Origin of the sequence: Dactylosporangium sp. NPDC006015 (genome assembly GCF_040614215.1) — a bacterium.
GTDB lineage: Bacteria > Actinomycetota > Actinomycetes > Mycobacteriales > Micromonosporaceae > Dactylosporangium > Dactylosporangium maewongense.
Genome location: NZ_JBEXUD010000005.1, coordinates 292,757 through 316,217, shown reverse-complemented (window position 1 = coordinate 316,217; position 23,461 = coordinate 292,757). Strand labels below are relative to the sequence as shown.

Annotated in this window: 11 protein-coding genes; 4 read left to right on the top strand and 7 right to left on the bottom strand. The window is 73.1% G+C overall.

Annotated elements, in window-relative coordinates; all coding sequences use genetic code 11:
* Positions 1-109 precede the first annotated feature (109 nt).
* Both ABZ321_RS12005 and ABZ321_RS12000 read right to left on the bottom strand, forming a co-directional pair.
* Positions 110-658, bottom strand: coding sequence for an RNA polymerase sigma factor (locus tag ABZ321_RS12005; protein ID WP_344501664.1), 549 nt, complete (start codon positions 656-658; stop codon positions 110-112).
* A 50-nt stretch (positions 659-708) separates the two neighbouring features.
* The gene (locus tag ABZ321_RS12000; protein WP_354890896.1) at positions 709-2,091 is read right to left on the bottom strand and encodes a glycoside hydrolase family 76 protein; all 1,383 of its coding nucleotides are present in this window, start codon (positions 2,089-2,091) and stop codon (positions 709-711) included.
* A 191-nt stretch (positions 2,092-2,282) separates the two neighbouring features.
* On the opposite strand from ABZ321_RS12000, the gene ABZ321_RS11995 reads away from it, so the two are divergent.
* Positions 2,283-3,947: a GDSL-type esterase/lipase family protein gene (locus ABZ321_RS11995; protein WP_354890895.1), complete on the top strand. Its 1,665-nt coding sequence runs from the start codon at positions 2,283-2,285 to the stop codon at positions 3,945-3,947.
* On the opposite strand, the gene ABZ321_RS11990 is transcribed toward ABZ321_RS11995, so the two are convergent.
* The 3 genes from ABZ321_RS11990 to ABZ321_RS11980 form a co-directional block, all read right to left on the bottom strand.
* Positions 3,944-4,327: a hypothetical protein gene (locus tag ABZ321_RS11990; protein WP_344501667.1), complete on the bottom strand. Its 384-nt coding sequence runs from the start codon at positions 4,325-4,327 to the stop codon at positions 3,944-3,946. The genes ABZ321_RS11995 and ABZ321_RS11990 overlap by 4 nt on opposite strands.
* Positions 4,328-4,354: 27 nt before the next feature.
* Positions 4,355-9,619, bottom strand: coding sequence for a hypothetical protein (locus tag ABZ321_RS11985; protein ID WP_354890894.1), 5,265 nt, complete (start codon positions 9,617-9,619; stop codon positions 4,355-4,357).
* Between the two features lie 135 nt (positions 9,620-9,754).
* Positions 9,755-11,176, bottom strand: coding sequence for a UDP-glucose/GDP-mannose dehydrogenase family protein (locus ABZ321_RS11980; RefSeq protein ID WP_344501669.1), 1,422 nt, complete (start codon positions 11,174-11,176; stop codon positions 9,755-9,757).
* Positions 11,177-11,376: 200 nt separating this feature from the next.
* Here ABZ321_RS11980 and ABZ321_RS11975 point away from each other — a divergent pair, with 200 nt between their 5' ends.
* Complete coding sequence (locus ABZ321_RS11975) at positions 11,377-12,537, top strand: acyl-CoA dehydrogenase family protein (RefSeq protein ID WP_354890893.1); 1,161 nt, start codon at positions 11,377-11,379, stop codon at positions 12,535-12,537.
* A gap of 605 nt (positions 12,538-13,142) precedes the next feature.
* Here the strand turns inward: ABZ321_RS11975 and ABZ321_RS11970 are convergent.
* Positions 13,143-16,811 (bottom strand): hypothetical protein, encoded by a 3,669-nt coding sequence (locus tag ABZ321_RS11970; protein WP_354890892.1) that lies wholly within the window; start codon positions 16,809-16,811, stop codon positions 13,143-13,145.
* 174 nt (positions 16,812-16,985) lie between these two features.
* Here ABZ321_RS11970 and ABZ321_RS11965 point away from each other — a divergent pair, with 174 nt between their 5' ends.
* The gene (locus ABZ321_RS11965) at positions 16,986-17,186 is read left to right on the top strand and encodes a hypothetical protein (RefSeq protein WP_354890891.1); all 201 of its coding nucleotides are present in this window, start codon (positions 16,986-16,988) and stop codon (positions 17,184-17,186) included.
* A gap of 130 nt (positions 17,187-17,316) precedes the next feature.
* Here the strand turns inward: ABZ321_RS11965 and ABZ321_RS11960 are convergent, their stop codons facing one another.
* Complete coding sequence (locus ABZ321_RS11960) at positions 17,317-19,566, bottom strand: hypothetical protein (RefSeq protein WP_354890890.1); 2,250 nt, start codon at positions 19,564-19,566, stop codon at positions 17,317-17,319.
* Positions 19,567-20,007: 441 nt separating this feature from the next.
* On the opposite strand from ABZ321_RS11960, the gene ABZ321_RS11955 reads away from it, so the two are divergent.
* Positions 20,008-23,448, top strand: a complete 3,441-nt coding sequence (locus ABZ321_RS11955; RefSeq protein ID WP_354890889.1) for a BTAD domain-containing putative transcriptional regulator — start codon at positions 20,008-20,010, stop codon at positions 23,446-23,448.
* Positions 23,449-23,461: the final 13 nt, after the last annotated feature.

The window sequence follows — 23,461 nt, the reverse complement described above, 5'->3', positions numbered from 1 at the left end:
GCCGAGCCGCTCCGCTGCCCGCTCATGCCGTCACCTCCGCTGCGCTCCGGCGCCAGCCTGAGCCAAACCTGCCATCCCAATGAGCGGGCCGAGCCGCTCCGCTGCCCGCTCATGCCAGCTCCTGCCGTAGTTGCCGGCGGGCCCGCATCGCCCGCGTCTTGACCGTGCCGGGCGGGATGCCGAGCAGCACCGCGGCCTCGGCGGTGGTGAGCCCGTCCAGGACCGTGGCCTGGACGACGGCGCGCAGCTCCGGGGAGAGCCGCGAAAGGGCGCCGGCGAGGTCACCGTGCTCGACGCCCCGCAGCACCTGCTCCTCGGCCGAAGGCTCCGCGGGCTCCTCACCGCCGCGGAACCTGGCGAGGAGCCGGCCGAGCCGGTGCCGGGCACTGGTGCGGCGCAGCGCGTCGACCAGGCGCCGCGAGCCGATCCGCCACAGCCAGCCGGCGACGTCGCCCTGCTCGCGGTAGCGGGCGGCGCCGCCGTGCCACAGCTCGAGGAACGTCTCCTGGACGACGTCGTCGATCAAAGTCTCATCGGCACACCGGTACCGCAGCCGCAACGTCAACCAGACGGCGTGCCGCCGATAGAACTCCTCGAACGCCGCCCTGTCCCCGGCGGCGGCCAAGGCGAGCAGATCGGCGTCAGACTGAACCCTCACACCTCATCATCGGATCGACCCCGCCGACCGGTTCACGACCACGAGAGAAACTACGGAGCGGCGTTGAGCAGATCCACCGCGCTGTGCTGGCAGCTGTGGTTGGAGGCGGTCCGCGGCCCGGCCCAGTGACTGCCGTAAGCGTCCAACGTGTCCCGATCGTTCGCATAGGCGCTGTCCGCGTTGCGCTGCAGATAGGCGTTGTAGGCCCCGACGGCGGCCGCGTTCAGCACGCCCAGGCCGCGCACGGCGGCGCCCTTGAACGAGACCCCGTCCCCGGCGCAGGTGCTGCTCTCGTTCGGCTCACGCAGGATGCCGCCCGGCGACAGATACGTGCTCGCGACCAGCGCGTCCCCGATCCGCCGCGCCGTGGCCAGGGCGGCGGCGTCGCCCGTGAGGCGGTTGAGCTGCACCAACGCGTTCATCAGCACGCCCTGGTTGTAGGTCCACGTGACGGACCCGTTGTTGCGGCAGGTGCTGAGGCTGATCCCGTCGTTGACGAGGTTCGACCCGTTGAGCATCCCGGTGCTCTGGAACCACGTCCAGCCCGCCTGCGCCCGCCCCCGATAGACCGTGTCGCCCGGGATGCGCAGCGACAGCGCCGCGTTGAGCTGGATGTAGAGGCTGTTCTCGATGGCGTTCTTGACCAGCCGGTCCGTCTTCCACCAGACCCCGCCGCCGCAGCGGGTGTCCCAGTAGGCGTACATGTGGTCGGCGCCGGCCCGGGCGGTGTTCAGGTAGCGGCTGTCGCCGGTCGCGTCGTAGGCGGCCACCCACGCCAGAGCCCACCAGCCCGTGTCGTCGAGGTACTCGTTGCGGAACTGGCCGAGCTTGGCGTTGACCTGCTTGTCGTAGGTGTTGGCGATGGCGTACCGGTAGCTGCCCATCCCCGACCGGCGACTGTTGTCGATGACGGCCGTGAGCGCGTTCGCCGAGGTCCACCAGTCGTTGTTGCCGAACAACCCCGTCGGGAGGTTGTACTGCATCATGAGGGCGGTGGCGGCCGCGGTACGCCGGTCCCACGCGTTCCAGGTGCTGCGGGTCCACGCCGTGCAGGTCAGTTCGGGGCGGTCACCGGCCTTGCCGCAGGCGCGCAGCGCGCCGACCCCGTTCGCCGCCCAGTTGTCGACGTTGAACTGCGCGGTCCGCCGCGCGGTGGCGCCGGCGGGCACGGTGGCGTAGCCGATGCGGCTGTCGACCCAGGTGCGGCCGCCGTCGAAGGACCGGTCCATCCAGACCTCGTCGCCGGCCTTGCCGTTGTCGAGGCTCGCCCAGGCCATCGCGTCGGTGTCGTTGAGATGCATGGTGAAGCGCCGCCCGTACAGGGTGCTGCTCACCGTCTGCCGGTCCGAGGGGGCGAGCGCGGCGTCGCGCCCGTCGCAGTAACGGTTGCAGACGACGGTCGCGGCCTCGGCGGTCGAGGGAACGGCCACCACGGCGGCAAAGACCAACGCAACAGCAACAAGCACACGCACGGCGGCCTCCGAACCTGGCAAAGGGCCCGGACCGCCATCCGGTTTTCATCGACGATCCTCCACGCATGCAGTTCTGTCAACTCTTGACACAACCAGATCACGCGGAGAGACTCGCCACAGCCGTCAATGCCCGAACCCCCGGGAGCCCCCGCATGCGCCGGATCCTCGTGCTCGCCGCCGTCCTGGTGAGCTGCATCGCCGCGATCGCCGCACCTGTACAGGCCGCGGTGACCACCCGGCCGGTCAAGGTCATGCCGCTCGGCGACTCGATCACCTGGGGCGAGGGCAGCCCGACCACGTCCAGCTACCGGGCACCGCTGTACAACCGCCTCGTCGCCAACGCGGGCTACAACATCGACTTCGTCGGCTCGCAGCGGTCCGGCTCCCTGCCGGACACCGACAACGAGGGGCACTCGGGCTGGCGCATCGACCAGATCGCCGCGAGCGCCAACGGCTGGCTCGCCACCTACCAGCCCGACGTGATCCTGCTGCACATCGGCACCAACGACATGAACCAGAACTATCAGGTGGCCACGGCGCCGCAGCGGCTCGGCTCGCTCATCGACCAGATCCTCGCCGCGCGCCCCACCGCCACCGTGCTGGTCGCGAAGATCGTGCCCGCGCTCGACGCCACCATCCAGGCCCGGATCAACACGTTCAACGCCGCCGTCCCCGGCATCGTGAGCGCCCGCGGCGCGAGGGCCAGGCTGGTCGACCTGTCGACGCTCGCGGCGTCCGACCTCAACGACACGCTGCACCCCAACGACTCCGGCTACGCCAAGATGGCCACGCGCTGGTACACGGCCCTGGAGCCGGTGCTCGGCGACGGCCGCGACTGGCCGCTGCTGCGGGCCCCGTTCGAGCCGAGCGACCCCGCGCCGACCTGGCTGGACAGCGCCGGCGCGGCCATCGGCGTCGGCGGCTACTGCTGCGCCCTGACCGCGATGGAGTCCTCCCCGCGCGCCGAGCTGGCCCGCAGCGGCAGCGCCGCGCTGATGTACTCCGGCGCCGACAACTCCGCCACCCAGTCCTACTCCTACCAGCGGATCCTCGCCACGGACCTGCCGGTCGGCGCGGCCACGACGCTGTCCTACTGGATCTACCCGCAGCAGGCCACCGGCACGTTCGTCGCGGTCGACCTGCAGTTCAGCGACGGCTCCGCGCTGCGTGACTCCGGCGCCGTCGACCAGTACGGCGTCCGCGCCCACCCGCAGTTCCAGGGCGAGGGCGGCCACCTCGTGGTCAACCAGTGGAACCTGGTGCGGGTCAGCCTCGGCGGGCTCGCCGGCCGCACGATCACCCGCGTCGACGTCGGCTTCGACCGCCCGACCGGCACCGGACCGTTCCGCGGCTACGTCGACGACATCGCGATCACCGACGAGGGCGGCGCCGACCCGGGCGTGAACCTGGCCCGCGGCGCCACCGTCACCGGCAGCGCCGCCTGCGTCGCGGCGGAGGCCCCGGCGAAGGCCGTCGACGGCGTGATCACCGGCAACAGCAAGTGGTGCAGCGGCGCCGCCGGCGCCACCCTGCAGGCCGACCTCGGCGCCGCCAGGACCGTGCGCCGGTTCGTGGTCCGGCACGCCTCCTCCGGCGGCGAGCCGCAGGCGCTGAACACCCGCGCGTTCACCATCCAGGTGAGCACCGACGGCGCGACGTGGACGACCGCGGTGACCGTCACCGCCAACACCGACGGCGTCACCAGCCACCGGGTCGGCCCGCTGACCGCCCGCTACGTGCGCCTGGTCGTCACCACCCCGACCCAGACCACCGACCCCGCGACCCGCATCTACGAGCTGGAGGTCGAGGGCGCTTAGGCGCCGCCGTAGCCGGAGGCGGTGTCCTCCTCGTCGTCGATGACGAACGAAGGGCCGAGCCGGTCGGCGAGCACCCGCGGGTCGAGCAGCGCCCAGCGGGTGCCGCCGACCGAGCGCAGGTAGGCGAAGTCCGCGCCCCACCAGCCCGGCTCGTACGCCACGACATCCACCCGCTCGCCGACGAAGCGCAGCCGGACCTGGTCCGCGACGACCCCCGACTCGTCCGCCAGGTTGGATCCGCGGACGGTCAGCACGGCCAGCAGGCCGCCGTCGTCCTCACGCCAGGCTCTCAGCCGGCCGGCGCGACGCATCTCGCCGCAGCCTGCCACGTGCACCGTGTAGGCGAAGTCATGCTGGTCACACACCAACATCGCACTCACAAACATCGATGCTACACGCCGCGGCGCCTAGCGCATGCCGCGATAGACGCCACGGAGCCGGTCGAGGCGCTGGCGCTGCTCGTAGGTGGCGCCGAGCGTGATGAGCAGCAGGCCCGTGCCGCCGAAGAGCAGCAGCAGCATCCAGACGGGCAGCCCGATGCGCAGCAGCTCGTTGACGGTGGCGATGATCGTCACCGCGGAGCCGACCGCGACCGGCGCCTTCTGCTGCCGGACCGCGCCGATCGCGACGGTGATGACGCCGGCGAGGATCAGCAGGACGCGGCGCAGCTCCGGGGAGTTCTCGTTGGCGATCGCGAGCGCGAGGCTCGGCGCGAAGCCCGCGACGAGGGCCGGCCCGTAGGCGAGCCAGCTGCCCAGCTCCGGGCGGCGGCGGATCTCCAGGAGCCCGGTGATGAGCGCGAGCACCGCGAAGGGCAGCGTGTACGCCTCGATCAGGGCCACCTTGACCGTGATCAGCAGCAGCCAGATCGCGATCAGTTCGGCGACGGACGCGGCGATGATGAGGATGACCCGCTGCTGGCCGCTGCGCCCCTTGCGAGCCGCGGACAGGCCGAGGACCGCGCCGAGGGCGGTGAGGGCGGCCGCGGTGTGCGCGGCCGAGCCGAGGGTGAGCAGGACCGCGACGACCGCGCCGGCGTAGCCGGCCGCCTCGATCGTCATCGCCTCCCGGTTGATGCTGTTGCCCGGCCGCAGCCGCGGCAGCGCGGCACCCAGCACGAGCAGCATCGTCGCGACGATCAGCAGCGGAAACGCGCACTGCCGCAGCGGCAGGCCGGCGGCGAGCCCGGCCGCGAGGGCGAAGCCCTGCGCGGTCGACGCCGCGACGTGCCAGCCGAGCATCCGGCCGTTGGGTGTGCGCCCCCAGATGCCGGCGACCGCGCCGACGACGATCGAGCCGGCCAGCCACGTCAGCGTCTGCTGCTTGGTGGCGAGGCTGCCCGCGCCGCCCGCCCCGGCGGCGAGCACGGCGATGACGAAGACGAGCCGGCGGGCGATGATGAGCATCCGGCCGTCGGAGCTGTCGGCCTCCGGCGGGATCGTCAGGGCCAGGCCGAGCCCGGCGATCGTGGCGACCAGCAGCGCCGCCGTCGGCTGCCACGGCCACGGCGCGTGCAGCGCCGCCGGCGCGATCAGCATGGTCAGCGCGGCGCTGGGCACGACGATCGCGACGGCGCGACCGGCGACGGCCTGCCCCGAGCCGCCGAGACCGACCGCCATGAGCGCGCCGGCGATGGTGAGCAGCGCCGCGGCGAGCACGTGGGTGCCGTTGCCCGCGAAGCGGCCGAGCTCGCCGAGGTCGGACGCGGTCTGCGCGGTGCCCGTCCAGGGGCGCTGGATCCACTTGTACGGTCCGGCCAACGCCGCGTACACCGCCGGCGCCACGAACACGACGACGATGAGCGCGGGCAGGCCGGCCGCCGCGGCGACGCCGACGGTGTACCCGCGGGGTGCCCGGACCTGCCGCCACCGGCCGGGCGTGCCGGCGTTGTCCGGGCGGAAGCCGGACATCGGCACCCACGCGACGCCCGGCTGCCAGGTGACCCGCAGCAGCTCGGCGAGGACCCCGAGCAGCGCCGCGGCGGCCGCGTAGACGACGGCGCCGTCGCGCTCGACGATCAGCGCCGCCACGGCCGTGGTGGTCGCGCCGCCCGCGACGCCGACGGTCACGTACGGCAGGTACCCCGGTGCCTGCTGGGCCCCGGTCGCGGCGGCGGCGAGACCGACGGCGGAGGTCGCGAGCGCGGCGATGAGCACGGTGCTGGCCTGGCCCGGGTGCAGCCCGCCCGCGGCCGCCGCGGCGGCACCCGCGAAGGCGAAGAGGGCCGCGGCGACACCGCACCCGCCGACGAACGTGAGCGGGCCGTCGGACGGGTCGCCCCGGCGGATCGCGGTGGCCCGGGCGAACCAGGCGATGGCCACGCCGCTGACCGCGAGCGCGACGAGTGTGCCCGCGGTCGCGCCGGGCCGCACGAGGCTCGCGCCGGCGGCGAACATGCCGGCCACCAGCGCGGCGCCGAGCCGCGTGTAGGCGCCGCGCCAGCCCTTCGCGGTGGCGGCCCAGGCCGCGATCCCGGTCGCGGCGATCCAGCCGATGACCATCGGGGACTGCCAGCCGAGGCCGAGCCCGACGGGGGCACCGATGGCCGCGAGGGCGGCAGCCGAGGCGGCCGTGTCGTCGCCGTACGGCTGCGGCAGTGCGATCGCGGCCGCGCCGGCGAGCAGCAGCAGCGCGATGGGGACCTGCCACCCGTACGTCGCGAGCTGCTGGGCGTTGGCCAGCCATCGGTCGTCGAGGACGGCGCGCCACGGCGGGTCCGCGGCCCGGATCACCCCGACCGCCCCGATGACGGCCAGGCTGCCGGCGAACAGGCCCGTGCAGACGCCGACGGTGGTGGCGCCGGCGACCGGGCCGCGGCGCCACTCGTCGGGCAGGGTCCGGGCGGCGACCGCGACCGCGAACACGAGCAGCGCGAGAGTCACGACCTCGATGCCGTCGGACGCGAGCGACACGGCCCTGGCCACGGCGCCGATCCCGGCGATCGTCACGGCGGCCGCCGCGGCGTCGGCGCCGGTGAATTCGGCGCCGAACGTCTGCCGGTCGTCCATCCGGGGCGCCATCCACAGCATCGCCACGGCGATCACCATGAGCAGGCCGATGACCAGGTCGATCGTGGTGGCGCCGTCCGCGCGCAGGACCGCGATCGCGACCGCGACGGTGCCGGCGGTCGCGCCGATCAGCAGCGGCGGGCTCTGCGCGCCGCGGGCGACCTGCGTGATCGCGGCGTACCCGAGCGTCACCGCGAGCGCGAGGAAGCTCATCACCAGCACGACGGTCGCGCCGCCGGGCAGGTCGCCGAAGGCGATCGCGGCACCGGCCGCGGCGGCGCCCGGCAGCGCGAAGAGGGCACCGCCGGCGCCCGCGTCGGCCACCCTGCGGGTGACGTACTCCCCCTCGGCGTCGGTGCGGTGCGGCCGGGGCAGCAGCGCGATGCCCGCGCCGGCGACGGAGATGGCGAGCAGGATCAGGGCGGTCGACGCCGGTCGGGCCAGGCCGGCCGCGGCCGCGTACAGGCCGAGGACCAGCGCGGCGCCGAGGCAGACCCACGCGGTGTGCGCCTCCCGGACCCGCATGGCGAGCGCCCCGGCGACGATCGCGCCGGCGACGGTGAGGGCGGGGATCGCCAGCCAGCTCAGGCCGAACGCGGCGGGCGCGATGAGCAGGATCAGGGCGGCGCCGACGACGGCGACGTCGGGGCGGAAGCGCTCCGGCGGGGGGACGGTGACGAAGGCGACGTCCCTGGCCCTGGTCGCCGGTGCCGCGCCGGCCCGGGGAGCGGCCGGCGACCCGGGGCGCGGGTCGTCCCAGACGCCGGTGCGCGGGCCGCTCTCCGCCCCGCCCAGCGGCCCCGGCCACAGCCCCGGCGGCGGGGCCGGCTGGGGGCGGACCTCGACCCGGCGGCGGAACATCGAGCCGATCCGTCCGGCGGGTCCGGCGGCCGAGCCGAGCGGCACGTCGACCGGCTCGGTGCGGCCGCTGAGCATGAGCACGCCCGCGGCGGTCAGCAGCAGCACCGCGAGGACGTACTGCCAGCCGTCGGCGCCGACGGCCGTGTCGACCTCCGCGCGATACGCCGTGAGGTCCGCGTCCCACACCGGCCACGCCGCCCGCAGCGGCGCGGCGAGCGCCGGCAGCACGGTGACGACGAGCAGCGCGGTGGTGGCGGCGGCCGCGACGGAGACCGCGTAGCGGGGCCCCCGGCGGGCGTCGCCAGGCAGGAACGGCACGCCGGCCGCGGCGAGCGCCACCGCGAGCGCGAGGAACAGCAGCGTGGAGCCGGGGAACGCGACGGCGCCGACCCGCGCGAACGCGGCGATGACCGCGACGGTGGCGATGCCGGCCGCGATGTCGGGCAGGACGCCGCGCCGCCAGGACAGGGAGCCGGCGACGCCGATCGCGGCGGCGACGAGGGTGACGGCGGCGGCGCGGACGGTCTCGCCGAGGGCCTCGGTGGTGGCGAGGGCGGCGGCGGCGCACAGCAGGGCCGCGCCGAACGTGACCGCGAACAGCACCCAGGCCGCGTCGCGCATCAGCGCGTCGGCGAACCGGTCGGTCTGCACGGTGTGCGGCTCGTGCTGCTCGGCGTCCTCGGCCGGGGCGGTCCCGGTGCCGTCGTCGCCGCTGCGCTCGGCCTCGATCTGCCGGATGCGGCGCTGGACCGACCGGCCGAGGGCGACGCCGAACGCCAGGTCGATGAGCGCCACGCCGGACAGGGCGAGGGACCAGCCGGCGGGGCCACGGATGGAGTCGTAGGCGAGCAGCGGCAGCACCGGCTGGAGCGCGATGAGGGTGGCGTACCGCGAGGCGATGAGGTGGCTCTGCATGCTGTACGCGGCGGCGATGCCGGCGGTCGCGGCGCAGACCAGGCCGGTGTACAGGCTGCCCTCGACCTTGTCCGCGCCCAGCAGCCCCTCGGAGCGCAGGACGTAGCCGTCGAGCAGGACGAGCAGCAGCGCGACGGACGCGACCGTCTCGGCGGTGGCGGTGAGGCCGCGCCGGACCAGCATCAGCGGCAGGGCGAGGGCGCCGGCGGTGATCAGGGCGAGCAGCAGCACCCGGCCGGCGGTGCCGATGGTGCCGAACGCGTCGGTGGTGAGGACGATCGCGGCGCCGGCGAGGAGCAGGCCGCCGAGCGCGAGGACCGACGCCTGCATGCTGGAGGTGGTCGCCTCGGGCTCGTCGGCCGGGCCGTGCGGGCCGTCGCCGCCGGGTGGGCGGCGCATCTGCGGCAGCGCCGCGAGCCGGGTCCGGGGCGGTGCCGTCCGCGTCGCGCCGACCGGTCTGCGCTCCTCGGTCTCGCCCCGGGTCTCACCCGGGGCCAGCGGGGCCCGCGGCGAGTACACCTCCTGCCCCGGCGGCACCGTCGGGCTCTGGACCTGCCGTGCGACCGGCGGCGTGCTCTCGATCTTCGCGCCGCCGGCCTTCGCGCTGCGCCCCAGCCGGGGGCGGCGGCCACGGCCGGTCTGCTCCTGGTCGATGGACTGCCGGACCTTGCGGCGCAGGGAGTCGCGCTGCGCGGAGGCGTGCGCGAGCTGGCGACGCAGCTTCTGGGTGTCGTCGGTCAGGTCGCGCTTCTTCTGCTCCAGCGACGCCACGGTGCGCTGGAACAGGGCGAGCGCGGCGGCGTCGGGGTCGTGCGGGCGGCCGCAATCGCGGCAACCGGCGCCCTCACTGGCCGGGCCACCGCACGCCGGGCACGGATACGTCTCCACGCGACTCCTCCCCCCGGGCCGCAGCCGGGGGCGGCCGCGCGTGCGGCCACCCCCGGCTGTTCACGCCCTACTGGGAAGAATGCCTTGTTTCGACGTGTCGCGAAAGCGATGCGCCCGTTCGGGAGATTCCGGCGCTTAAGCGACTGCCGGCTTGCCCATGCCGCGGTACTCCCAGCCGGCCGCGACCCAGACGGACTGGTCGAGACAGTTCCGGCCGTCGATCACCCGGCGGGCCGCGACGAGCTCGTTGAGCGAGTTGGGGTCCGCGTTGCGGAACTCCTCCCACTCCGTCAGCACGCAGATCAGGTCGGCACCGGTGACGGCGTCGGTGAGGGTCTTGGAGTACGTCACGTCGGCGACGTCGTTGCGGGCGTTGTCCATGCCCTCCGGGTCGTACACGGTGACCTCGGCGCCGGAGCGGGCCAGCTTGCGGACCACCGACAGGGCCGGCGAGTCGCGCACGTCGTCGGAGTTGGGCTTGAAGGTGGCGCCGAGCACGGTGATCCGGGTGCCGGCCAGGTCCGGGCCGGCCGGGCCGTAGCCGCGGCCGAGCAGCTCCGCGGACAGCTGGACGATCTTCTGCCGGCGGCGCTGGTTGATCAGGTCGACCTCGTGCAGGAAGCGCAGCGCCTCGCCGACGCCGAGCTCCTGGGCGCGGGCCTGGAACGCGCGGATGTCCTTGGGCAGGCAGCCGCCGCCGAAGCCGACGCCGGCCCGGAGGAACTTGTTGCCGATGCGGGCGTCGTACCCGATGGAACGGGCGAGCTGCGTCACATCGGCGCCGGCGGCCTCGCAGACCTCGGCCATCGCGTTGATGAACGAGATCTTGGTGGCGAGGAATGCGTTGGCGGCGACCTTGACCAGCTCGGCGGTCGCGAAGTCGGTGACCACGACGGGGACCTCGCGGTCCTCGGTGAGCGCCAGGTCGAACACGCCCTTGTGGGCGGCGTAGAGCATGCCGGTCGCCCAGTCGCTCTTCACGCCGAAGATGATCCGGTTGGGGCGCAGCACGTCCTCGACGGCAACGCCCTCCTGCAGGAACTCGGGGCTCCAGGCGACCTCGACGCCGAGCTCGGCCGGGGTGTGGCGGCGCACGAGCTGCTCGATCCACTCGGCGGTGCCGACCGGGACGGTCGACTTGCCGGCGATCAGCGCCTTGCGCTTGAGCAGCGGCGCGAGGTTGGTGACGGCGCTCTCGACGTGGGACAGGTCGGCGGCCATGCCGTCGGGGCGCTGGGGCGTGCCGACGCAGATGAAGTGGACGTCACCGAACTCGGCGACCTCCTCCCACGACGTCGTGAACCGCAGCCGGCCGGCGGAGAGGTTCTTGCGGAGCAGCTCGTCCAGGCCGGGCTCGTGGATCGGCACGTCGCCGCCGGACAGCTTTGAGATCTTCGCCTCGTCGACGTCGAAGCCGAGCACCTCATAGCCCAGTTCGGCGAAGCAGATGGCATAGGTCGCGCCAAGGTAGCCGGTGCCGAGGAAGGTCAGCCGCGGGCGTGGTGCGCCGGAAGGCGCGGCTACTACGGGTGGGGTGCTCGGGTACGCGATGGTCACGCCTATGTCTCCACTCTTTCCCGTTCCGCAAATACCCGCATTGCGGACATCTGTGGCGTATAGGGCTTGGTACTGCCGACGTTGCTCCGGCGAGAGTAGTCCCTCACCGGCGACCGCGCCTCCAGCTCCTTGGTTACTCATCGGTATGCTCACACTCGGATGAGCCTGAACGGTGGTTCAGGACAAGGATTTTCGGGTCTTTGGGGGATGCCGTGTTCGAGGTGTACCAGTTGCCGGAGGAGCACGCCGCGGTCCGTGAAGCGGTGCGTGCGGTGTGTGACGGCAAGGTGGCGCCCAACGCCGCCGCCGCCGACGAGACCGGTGAGTTCCCCCAGGCGTCCTACGACGCGCTGCGTGCCGCCGACTTCCACGCCCCGCACATCCCCGAGGAGTACGGCGGCGCCGGCGCCGACGCCCTCGCGACCGCCATCGTCATCGAGGAGGTCGCCCGCGCCTGCGCGTCCTCGTCGCTGATCCCCGCCGTCAACAAGCTCGGCACCATGCCCCTGCTGCTGTCCGCGTCGCCGGAGCTGAAGCAGCACTACCTGCCCTCGGTCGCCGCCGGCGACGCCATGTTCTCCTACTGCCTCTCCGAGCCCGACGCGGGCAGCGACGCCGCCGGCATGAAGACCCGCGCCGTCCTCGACGGCGACACCTGGGTCCTCAACGGCGTCAAGCGCTGGATCACCAACGCCGGCGTCAGCGAGTACTACACGGTCTTCGCCGTCACCGACCCCGCCGCCCGCTCCCGCGGCATCTCCGCCTTCGTCGTGGAGAAGTCCGACGAGGGGGTCAGCTTCGGCGCGCCGGAGCGGAAGCTCGGCATCAAGGGCTCCCCCACCCGCGAGGTGTACCTCGACAACGTCCGCATCCCCGCGGACCGCATCATCGGCGCGCCGGGCACCGGCTTCGCCACCGCCATGCAGACCCTCGACCACACCCGGGTCACCATCGCCGCCCAGGCCCTCGGCATCGCCCAGGGCGCCCTGGACTTCGCCCTCGGCTACGTCCAGGAGCGCAAGCAGTTCGGCAAGCCCATCGCCGACTTCCAGGGCATCCAGTTCATGCTCGCCGACATGGGCATGAAGCTGGAGGCCGCCCGCCAGCTCACCTACGCCGCCGCCGCGAAGTCCGAACGCGGCGACAAGGACCTCACGTACTTCGGCGCCGCCGCGAAGTGCTTCGCCTCCGACGCCGCCATGCAGATCACCACCGACGCCGTCCAGCTCCTCGGCGGCTACGGCTACACCAAGGACTTCCCCCTCGAGCGCATGATGCGCGACGCCAAGATCACCCAGATCTACGAGGGCACCAACCAGGTCCAGCGCATCGTCATGGCCCGCCAGCTTCTGCAAGGCTGATGGGTCGCGTTTTCGCAGTTCAAGTCCCATACATCAATTCATAAACATCGACATTCGCGAACCAGGCGGCGCTGAATGACAGCGATCTGCAAGCGCCGCTCAAGCGAGGACTATGCCCCACGTTTCCGCACCCCAGGACACATATGGCCACAATTGCGTTGACAGGTTCGAAGATTGGCATCCTGGGCAAATCCTGGCCTGGGCGCACGGGGATGCGAATGCATCGATAGCGCGGCGTTCGTGGGCAATGCCGCTCGATTGGAATGAAGGGCGGACAGCGGCGGTGCTCCGCCGTCACTGGCGACCGTCGACGCGGTCGGTCGACCCCGTCGTCGGTCATTCCCTGCGACTTACGTCAGGTGACACACCACTACCTTCGTCGGCGACGACCGAGCGTCATGTTGCGCGCCTTGCTGGTGAAGGCAATGCTCGGCCCAGCGCTGTCCGGCGTGGCCGTCGGACGGTGGGATCCCGAGCAGGTCACCTAGGTCGCACAAGCCCAAGTCGACAATTCGTGGCCGGGCCGATGAAACGGCTGAGCCGCCGGGAAGTCGCCTGCACAGCGGCACCAATCGGTCGACTCAATCCGCCGACTCAGGTAACACCTACTGCCGGTCGCTCTTACTCCTTGAGTCCGTCGATCCCAGCCCTCCGTAGCCCGACGTCGCGCCGGTGATCCGCCGGGCGAGCCAGAGGACCGCGGTCGGCTCGTTGGCGGCGATCGCCGGAAGGCACACTGCCAGCTTCGTGTCCGGAAGGATCCGCCGCAGGTAGTTCCGGGCCCGGGCCGTATCGCCGGCCCGGGCGGCCGTGGCGGCGAGGGCGACGACCACCTCGGACCGGCACGTTTCGTCCACCTCGGTCAGATACCGATCGGCGGTCGCCCAGTCGGCCTGCTCGGCGGCCGCGACCCCGAGCACCATGATCACGCGCGCCCGGCAGCTGTCGTCGGCCAGTTGCCGCAGTAGACCGGCCGCCGATTCCCGGTCACCGGTCCTGGCCAGATGTTCGGCAGTCATCGCCACGCTGTCGTCTCGGACGTACTCGTCGACGATCATCTGGGTGACCTCTTCGGCAGTGCCATAATCCCCGACGGCTACCGCAGCCTCGGCAATACTGAACATCGCCCGATCGCGGTAGATCTTGTCTCCGATGCGGGCCAGGACGGACCATGCCTTGTCCTGTTCCCCGGCATGGGCATACCCGCCCGCGACATCGACGAAAGCCCCTTCGCGCGCGTCCTGTCCATAGATGGTGCCGGCAGCAATGTCCGCCTCTTCGACGATGACGGCAGCCGCCGGCCCACGACCGACCGCCGCCGCGACGGCGCAAAGCGTCTTCACCCGCCACTGCGGCTCGTCGAGAGTCCTCGCAAGTCGCTCCGCCCAGGTGAGCTCCCCGGCGGCGAGAACCGTCGCCACCAGGTCAGCAGCCTCCTTCTCCCGGTCCCACCTGTCTTTGACGGCAGATAGTGCCGCCTCCGCGAGCACCGCGGTCTGCTGAGCCTGAGCCCATCCGCCGACTTCCATCATCCTGGCGCTCACCTTGATCCATGCGGAGACCCGCAGCCGGGCAGAGGTGATCCGTCCGATGACGGCGCCGGCGAGTTCTTCGCCACCCAACGGAGCGGCTGCTGCCGCGAGCGCACCCAGCAGGGTCCAACGACCGTAAGACTCCGCTCGTGTGATGTGCTCGGACTGCAGGGCAAGTCGCTCGGCGTCCGCTGGCGCACCGGGCAGCACGGAGGCGGCCATCGCCGCGAGCGCTCCGGCGCGAGTGTAGGGATGCGACAACGACAATACGATCTCCTCGGCGAGATCCAGGCGTCCCGCGACGGCCCAGGCCCGGGCCACCTCGACCCATGCGCTCTCATGTTCCTCGCCGAGAACCTGATCGGCGATCTCCACGGCCGTCTCCACCGCTCCCAACTGCCCGGCGAGTTTGATCAGATCCAGGAGTAACCAGTCATGCTCGTGCAGTTCGCCGTCAACCTCAGCGGCGACCCTCAGCGCCTCGTCCAGCAATCGACGAGCCCACGCCGGATCCGGTCGGGCGACAACGGCACGAGCTGACGCTGCCAGGGCGGTCCCACGCTCATAGGGATCCGCCAACGCCCGCGCGGTCGCGACGGCGAGCCCGATCATCCGATCGGCGAGGTCTCGCTGCTCCGAAGCGAACGCCACAGCGGAGAGCGCCGCGTACCCGAGCGACGCCTCATTCGGCTGGAGGAAATCGCGGACCATCTGCTCCGCGCGATCGGCGTGGCCCATCCCGACGAGAGTCTCCGCGACATCGGACACGTCGCGGTATGACGCCTCTTCCCAACCAGCCACCCTCTCCGCGTCTGCGACGGCCGCTTCCAGCAGAGCAGCCGCCGTGGCGACGTCGCCGATCGCATGGTGCACGGTGGCGTACCGGGCGAGAATCCGACCGCGGCTGCCCTCACACAGATCCTCCTGGGCGACGGCACCGGTCGCGAGGAGACGGGTTGCCCAGTCCCGGTCGTCGAGTTCGACGGCTCGTTCCGCGAGCAGGATGATCGCGGAACGTCGCCAGTCCGGGAAGTCGATGCCGAGCGCGATGCGTTCGGCCCGTTCGTGTTCTCCCGCTTCGATCAGCGCGGCGACGAGGTTGTGCAGCGACGCGCCTCGCCCTTCGGAGCTGGCGCCTCCGCGCGCCAGCGCCTCCGCGCGGGCCGGCTGCCCGAGCCCCACCCACACGGCCAGCAACTTCGCGGGCAGGTCCTCGTTCTGTGCGGCCAGGTCGTCACGCCGCGCGGCCACGCGGACGAGCGGCAGGAGCTCGTCGCCGCTACGGCCGGCCAGCGCGGCCTGGGCGGCGGTCACCTCGGCCACGGCGAACGCGTCGCCGCCGGTCACGTCGAGCAGACGGTCGTGCCGGGCCTCGTCGGTGACCAGTTCCACGAGGCGGGTGAGATCCGGAGTCGCCGCCAGCATCGACTCGTAGCCGTGCAGCAGGTAGTAGGGCGTTCCAGCAGGCCACCCCCGGTCCTGGTAGGACTGCGCCCAGTCGTGGATCCGTTGCCGGTACGTGTCCCGCGCCGCCCCGAACCGCTGCACCGCTTCGACCGCGAGCGTCTCGTGCGCGAACAGCAAGGCGCCCGCCTCACGCCCGGAGCGCACGCCTACTGTCCGGCCGAGGACCCCAGCCAGCAAGGGCTCCAGCTCATACGGCGGGTGACCACTCAGCTCGGCCAGGTCAGCAACGGTCAGCCCACCCCCGGACGCGGTGAGGAGACCCAGCACGCCCCGTCCGGCACCGTCGGAGGCGAGCTGTTCGTGCAATTCCTGCCGGGCCAGCCGGCCCAGGTCACGGGCGTACGGGGACACTGTCAGGTGGTGCGGACGGCACAACCGCAGGGGATGGTGTGTCGGGACGTCGTCAGGCAGCTCGGGTGACGGCCGGCTCGCCACCACGACCCGCAGCCCGGGCATCGGCTCGGCGGGCAGCAACGCCGCGACACTGGACAGCCCGGATCCGGGCCGGACCCCGCGGTCCTCGTCCAGCCCGTCCACCACCAGCACCAGCCGCCGGCCCTGCCGTTCCGCCCGCCCGGCGGCGGTGCGCAGCAGTTTGCGCCAGTGCCCGTCCCGCGCGGGCCCGGCCGGTGGCGCCGGCTCCCGCTCGCCCAGCAGCGCCGAGAGCTGGTCCACCAGCGCCTCGACGCAGGCGGCCGCATCGGCCTGGGTGGCCAGCCGCGCGGTGACGAAGAAGCAGATCACGTCCCGATTCGGGGGCGGTTCGAGCACGAACGTCGCGAGCAGCGCCGACTTGCCCGCCCAGGGCCCGGCCTGCCACCAGAGATACGTCTGGTCACGGTCGCAGAACCGGTGCAGTTCGGCCAGCTCGTCGGCACGGTCGCGCAGTCCACCGGCAGGGGCGAAGTCGCGGACCTGTTCGATGTAGGCCGACCGCGTCCACCACATCGGAGCGGCGCTCGGCATGGCGGCCCACCCCGGCGCGTTCTCGTCGGCCGCCCGGTCCGCCAGCCATCGCGCCTGGTCCCGTGTACCCCCTTCGGCGCCAAGCGCACACGCGATCGCTTCGGCCCGGTCCGCGCTGGGCGTCCGCTCGCCCCGAAAGATCTGACTCAGGTAGCCCTTCGAGGTGGCTCTGCCCCGGTTCGGCCGGACCCGGCCGGCGATGACGTCCAGCGACGGCGAACCGGCCGCCTCGCGCAGCTGCCGCAGCAGCTTCAGCAGGTCTTCGGCGGACGCCGACGGGCCGGGCGCGACGGACTGCAGTGAGTCCATCCAGGCAGATTACCGGCGCGATGTTCGCCGCGATCGTGCGGCACATCGAGTTGGCGCAGCTCCCGATGGTTCGCTGTAAAAACGGTTCGCCCGGACGGCGGCGAACCCCCACGCCGGCGATGAGATCGATGGCGACGGCGAGAAACGCCGATCGGATCGACTCAAGGAGTGCCCATGTCCCGTAAACCGCTGTCGCTGCGGTCGACCGTGGTTCTCACCCTCGCTTCCGCACTCGGCGTCGCGGCCGGTGACCTTGCGGTCACGGTGACGACCGGCCTGGGGCACCCTGCCGGTGGCGCCGGCCGGCTGGCCGGTGCCCTCGTCGCGCTCTGGGCCGCAGGCAAGCTGGAATCTCTCATCGAGGACCGGGAGTGACGCGCAGGACGAGTAGGTCCTGATCCTGACCCAGCACGTACGTGCAAGCTCAACGGCTAGGCCCGGCCGACCTCGCCGGGTGGTGCGGTGGGGACGACGGGTCGCGTCGGCCCCACCGCGTGGGTTCGCGTCAGGCTGCGTCGTCGTCGAGGACCGTCAGCCAGGCGAAGCCGTCGCCGATCGCGGCGCCGGTGGGGGCCGAGATGGTGATCTTGTAGCGGAGCGACGCGGTGTTGGTGACCGTGTTGCCGGTGAGGGGGATCTGGATCGTCGCCTCGGTGGCGCCCTTGGGGATGGTGACCGGGAACGACAGCAGTGGCACCTGGCCGGAGGAGGAGGACCCGCTCGCGGCCGTCTGCACCTGCACGGTCGCCGCCTCCTTGAGCTTGCCGCTCAGTGACAGCCGCATCGTCGCGGTGCCGGGGCCGTTGCCTTCGGAGACCGTCGTGTCGGCGATGCTGACCAGCACCGCCGGGGTGGCGACGCCGCCGCCGACACCCGGGGTGTCGAACGCGACGTCGGACAGGTAGGCGCCGCCGGACGGGGTGGCCGGCCGGACGATCACGGAGCGGACGCTGGTCAGGTCCACCCCGGACAGCGAGGCGATCGGCAGCCGGACCGTGCGCAGCCAGGTCTTGCCGAGCCGGCTGATCCCGTTGGCCGTGTTCGTCGACGCCGGGAACGGGGTGAGCGCCGGGCTGACGTCGCCGACCCGTACGGTCGCGGTGCCGCCCGCCTTGTCGACGAGCGTGACCGCGAGGTCGACGTCGCCGGCCGCCGCCTCGTCCCGGGCCACCCGGAAGGTGAGCGCGTCGTACTTCGTGACGTTCCACTCGCCCGGGCCGAGCGCCACCCGTACCTCGGGCGACACCGACGCCGCGCTCCACTGCAGCCGCAGGACCGGGCTGACCGGCACCGACGGGGCGAACGTCGCCGGCGTCCAGTGCGGGATCTTCGAGGTCGCGGTGGTCGCCGAGCACGGGGTGTCCCCGGGGAGCACCCGCGCGGCCACGCTGTAGCAGTACGCGCCCAGGTCGAAGCCGGAGACCGAGACGTTGCCGGCCGGGCGCTCCAGCGGCGCGAGGTCCAGCCGGCGCGAGCCGGGCTGCTGGGCCTGCGCGTGGACGACGGCCCGGCCCGCCGACGGCACCGTGCCGTTCGTGCCGTCGAACAGCGGGAGGAACACCGTCTCGCCGCCCTGCACGAGCCGGAAGAAGCCGGCCATGTACGCGGTGCCGACGGCCCGCTGCTCGGCGGCGGTCAACCGGGCCGGGCTGGCGCTGCCGCACACCTCGTCGTTGGCCGGCGACCAGTCGTCGCTGGACGGCGCGACGGACACGCCGGGCGTCCACTCGGTGTTGAAGAAGTTGTGGTCGGCTCCCATGATCATGAGGGACGACCGCAGCACGTTGTCCCGCACCGAGTACCGGGTGTCGTCGTAGAAGTGCTGGCCCTGCTGGTTGGAGACGTCGCCGTCGCAGTACGGCAGCAGGACCGCCATCGGTACGTCCGGCAGCGTCGGCCGGCCGAAGTCGACCGGGGCGAGCGGCAGGACCGCCCTGATGCCGTACGGGTGCTGCCGTTCGGCGTTGAGCAGCGCGGCCTCGACCACGCCCTCGCCGCCGCGCGAGTGCCCCATCAACCCGACGTTCGACAGGTCCAGCCGGCCGGCGAGGGGGTGCCCCGCGGTCGTGGACCACTTCGCCAGCAGGTCCAGGTGGTCCATGACCAGCTGCCCGCGAGCCACGGCCCCGTTGTCGTCGGTGAAACTGGCGTCCTTGGCGTTGATGCCGTTGGCGCTGATCGACACGACCACGTAGCCGTGGGTGGCCAGGGCCTGCGCGGTTTCGGTGTACCCGAGATAGCTGTCGATCGGAATGAACCCGGCCGCGCACGGCCAATTGGTGTTGTTCGTCGCCCGGCTGACCGGGTTGTAACAGGCCGAATGGCGGCCGTGCAGGAAAATCACGACCGGGCGGGCGCCTTTCGCGCCGGCCGGTGCGTAGACCGCGGCCCGGATCTCGGCCGGCAGGTCGCTCAGCCCGGGCAGCGTCGTCGCCGTGTCGCCGAGGTCGTAGTCGATCCGCTCCACCTGGAACGGACCGGGCTGCGCCGGGTCCGTGTACAGCTGCTTCTTGAGCAGGCCCTTGGGCGTGGTGGGGGCGGCGGCGGACCGCGGCGGCGCCGCCTTGGATCCGGGCACCACCCCGTTCCAGGCGACGTCGACGCGCTGTGCGGTGGCGACGGTGGCGTCGGTGGTCTCCACGATGAGACTCAGCCCGTCGGCCGATTCCTTCGCCGCCCCGATGACGCGCCCGTCGACGGCGAGCTCCGGCACGGCGTCGCGGACCGGCAGCGGCTCGTCGAGCCGCAGCGTCACCCGCGCGCCGCCGTCGGGTAAGGCGTCGACGGTGAAGCCATTGGAGCCGATCGGCTCGTCGCCGGGGTCCGCGGCGGCGGAAGATACGAAAAGGCCTGCTGCGGCGATGCAGCCGGCGAGTATTGCGGACGGAAGCCGGACTCGACCCCGAAGGGGTGCGAAACGGACCATATGCGACTCTCCCTATTTCGCACTGAAAGCTTCAGCGCGAAATGGAAAATACGAATGACCTGTTCCAGGAGCTCGCCGATAAAGAAACGCCCGGGTTACCGCGCCGCACAGCATTGTTTCGAAGGTCACAACTGATATCAGGCAATAGGCCATCTCTCGAAATGCTGAGTGGCCGTCAGTTCATCGGGGGCGACGCGTCGTCCGTCCGGAGCCGGTTCGGGGATCGCTCGGCCGATCTGCCGGCTCGGCGGGACGGCTTATCGTGGCCCGGTGGCGCGGCTCGACTTCCGGATCCTGGGCCCGCTCGAGGCGCGGACGCCGGGCGACGAGCCGATCGACCTCGGCGCCCGCAAACAGCGCGCGGTGCTGGCGATGCTCCTGCTCGAGCCCCGCCGGGTGGTCTCGGTCGACCGGATCGTCGAGGGGCTGTGGGCCGGCGCGGCACCGGCGAGCGCGACCGGCACGATGCAGGCGTACGTCTCGCAGCTGCGCCGCGTCCTGGAGCCGGACCGGCCGCCGCGCACGCCGCCGGCGGTGCTGCTCACCCGGGATCCGGGATACCTGCTGGCGGTCGACGGCGAGCAGATCGACGCGGTGCGCTTCGCCGCCCGCGCCGAGGCCGCCCGCCAGGCCCTCGGCCGCGGCGACCTGCCCGCGGCCGAGCGGCTGCTGGGCGAGGCGCTGGGCGAGTGGCGCGGCGAGGTGCTGGCCGACCTCGCCGACGAGGCGTTCGCCGCCGCGGCCGTGGCGCACCTGCACGAGCTGCGCGACGCCGCGCACGAGGACCTGGTCGACGTCCGGCTCGGCACCGGCCGCAACGGGGCGGCGATCGCGGAGGCGCAGGCGCTGCTGGACCGCCGGCCGTTCCGCGAGCGGTCGTGGGGTCAGCTCATGCTCGCGCTGTACCGCGAGGGCCGGCAGGCCGACGCGCTGGCCGCGTTCCGCCGTGCCCGCGCGCTGCTCGACGAGGAGCTGGGGCTGCCGCCCGGGCCGGAGCTGCGCGCGCTGGAGGCGACGATCCTGCGCCACGACCCGTCCCTGACACCGCCGCCTGCCCGGGAGGCCCTGACCGTCGCCGGGACCGCCGCCGCACCGGCCCGGCATCCGGCCGAGGCCGCCACACCGGAGGCGGAACAGCAGGCCGCGGCACCGGCAGGGCACCAGGCAGCCGAGCCGCTCGTGGGGCGCGGCGGCGAGGTCCGCCGCGTCGCCGAGCGCATCGAGCTGGCCCGCGGCGGGGCCGGTGGCGTGCTGCTCGTCGCGGGCGAGGCAGGCCTGGGCAAGACCCGCCTGGCCGAGCGCGCGGCCGAGCTCGCCGGCCAGTCCGGGCTCGACGTGGCGTGGAGCCGGTGCGTCGAAACGAGCGCCACGCCGGCCTTCTGGCCGTGGACGCAGGTGCTGCGCGCCCTGCCGGAGACCGACGCCGTGCGGGACCTGCTCGACGTGCTCACCGGGCGGGGCGAGAACCGCTGGCGCGCCGAGGACCCGGACACCGCCCTGTTTCACCTGCACGAGGCGGTGGGCGACATCCTGCGCGCGCACGCCGCCGCGCGAGCGCTGCTCGTCGTCGTCGACGACCTGCACGTCGCCGACGCCTCGTCGCTGCAGCTGCTGGCGCACCTCGCGCCGGCGCTGCACCGGCTGCCGATCCTGGTGCTCGCCACGCTGCGCCCGGAGTCGGCCGACGCCGGCCCGGCGCTGCGCGAGACGCTGGCGCTGCTGGCCAACGAGCGCGGCGCCGAGCGGCTGCGGCTGGGCGCGCTGACCGCCGACGACATCGCCGAGTACACGGCTGGCTTCGCGCCCGGGTACCGGGACCGGCCCGGCGGCGCGGTCGCCGCCGCGCTGCTGGAGCGCACCGGCGGCAACCCGTTCTACCTCAAGGAGCTGCTGCGGCTGCTGGAGAGCGAGCACCCCGGCGGGTGGGGCAGCGCGCAGGCGGTGGCCGGGACCGGCGTGCCGGAGAAGGTGCGCGACGTCATCACCCGGCGCCTGTCCCGGCTGCCCGAGCGCACCCGCGCGCTGCTGGAGACCGCCGCGGTCATCGGGCGGGACGTGGACCCGCTCCTGCTGGAGGCGGCCACCGAGGACCGGGGCGAGGACGTCATGGCGGACCTCGAGCCGGCGGTCGAAGCCAGCGTGCTCCTGGAGGTGCCGGACGGCTGGGACTACCGGTTCTCCCACGCCCTCGTGCGCGACACGGTCTACGGCGGGCTGAGCCGCCTGCGGCGGGCGCGGCTGCACCGGCAGGTCGGCGAGGCGCTGGAGGCATTCGACCGCCCGGACGACCCGGACCTGCTCGGGCGGCTGGTGCACCACTTCACGATGGCCGCGCGGCTGGGCGTCGCGGAGCGCGCGGTGCGGTACGCGACCCGGGCCGCCGAGGTGGCGATGGCGCAGCTGGCCTACGACCAGGCCGCCCGGTACCTGGAGTCCGCCCTCGGCGCGCTGGACCCGACCCGCCCGGGCGCCGCCACGCAGCGGTGCCGCCTGCTGGTGGACCTCGGCGTCGCGCGGCGGGCCGCGGGCGACGTGGCAGGCACCCGCACCGTGCTCGACGAGGCGCTGACCCTGGCCCGGCAGCTCGGCGACGACGAGCTGGCGATGGACGCCGCGACACTGTTCGGCGGGGTGACCCTGTGGTTGTGGCGGCCGTACCTGACCGTCGACGAGCGCATGACCGGCATCCTGCGCGAACAGCTGGACCGGCTGGACCCGGACGACCGCTACCGTCGCGCGGTGCTGCTCGGCACGCTCGCCGTCGAGCTGTACCACAGCCCCGACCGTGAGGTCGGCGAGGCGCACGCCGCGGAGGCGGTGCGGCTGGCGCGCGAGCTCGGCGACCCCGAGCTGCTGGTGCGCACGCTGAACAACTACTGGAACGCCGCGTGGGTGCCGCACCGCGAGGCGGAGCGCCGCGCCGCGGTCGACGAGCTGCTGACGATCACGCCGCTGCCACCGACCGTCGAGGCGACCGCGCGGCTGCACCGGATGATGACCGAGGTGATCGCGGGCGACATCGCGGGATTCGACGCCGACCTGGCCCGCTGCGTGCGGCTGGTCGAGGGGATCCGCACGCCGGTGCTGCCGGCGCAGGTGCGGTATGCGCAGTCCGGTCGCGCGATGCTGGCCGGCCGCTGGACGGAGGGCGAGCGCCTGGTGGGTGAGGCGTTCGCGCTGCAGGAGCACACCAGCCTGTGGGGTGCGCAGTGGATCCGGCTGGCGTTGCTGTACACCATCCGCCGCTTCCAGGGCCGCCAGAGCGAGCTGCGCGACGAGCTGGTGCGCTGCGCCGACGAGCCGCCGTACTCGCTGCTGCGCCCGACGGCCGTGCTGGCCGCCTGCGAATCCGGCGACGAGGGCCTGGCCCGGGCGCTGGTCGAGCGTTGGGGCACGGCGCGCGAGCAGCTGTGGGGCTGGGAGTTCGTGGCGTTTCAGTGGGGCCTGATCTCGGCCCGCCTGGGCACGCCCGACCCGCGCGAGTTGTACGACGAGATCGCCCCCTTCGCCGACCGGTTCTGCACCGTCGGCAGCGGATGCGCCACCTGGGGCTCGATGCACTTCGTCCTCGCCGAACTGGCGGCCCGGCTCGGCGACCGCGACGCGGCGCTGGACCACGCCCGATCGGCCCGCGCCGCGCACGCTCGGCTCGGCGCGGCGCACCTGGTCGCGGCCAGCGACGCGCAGCTGGCGACCCTGGCGAAGCCCTAGCGGCACCCAAGCA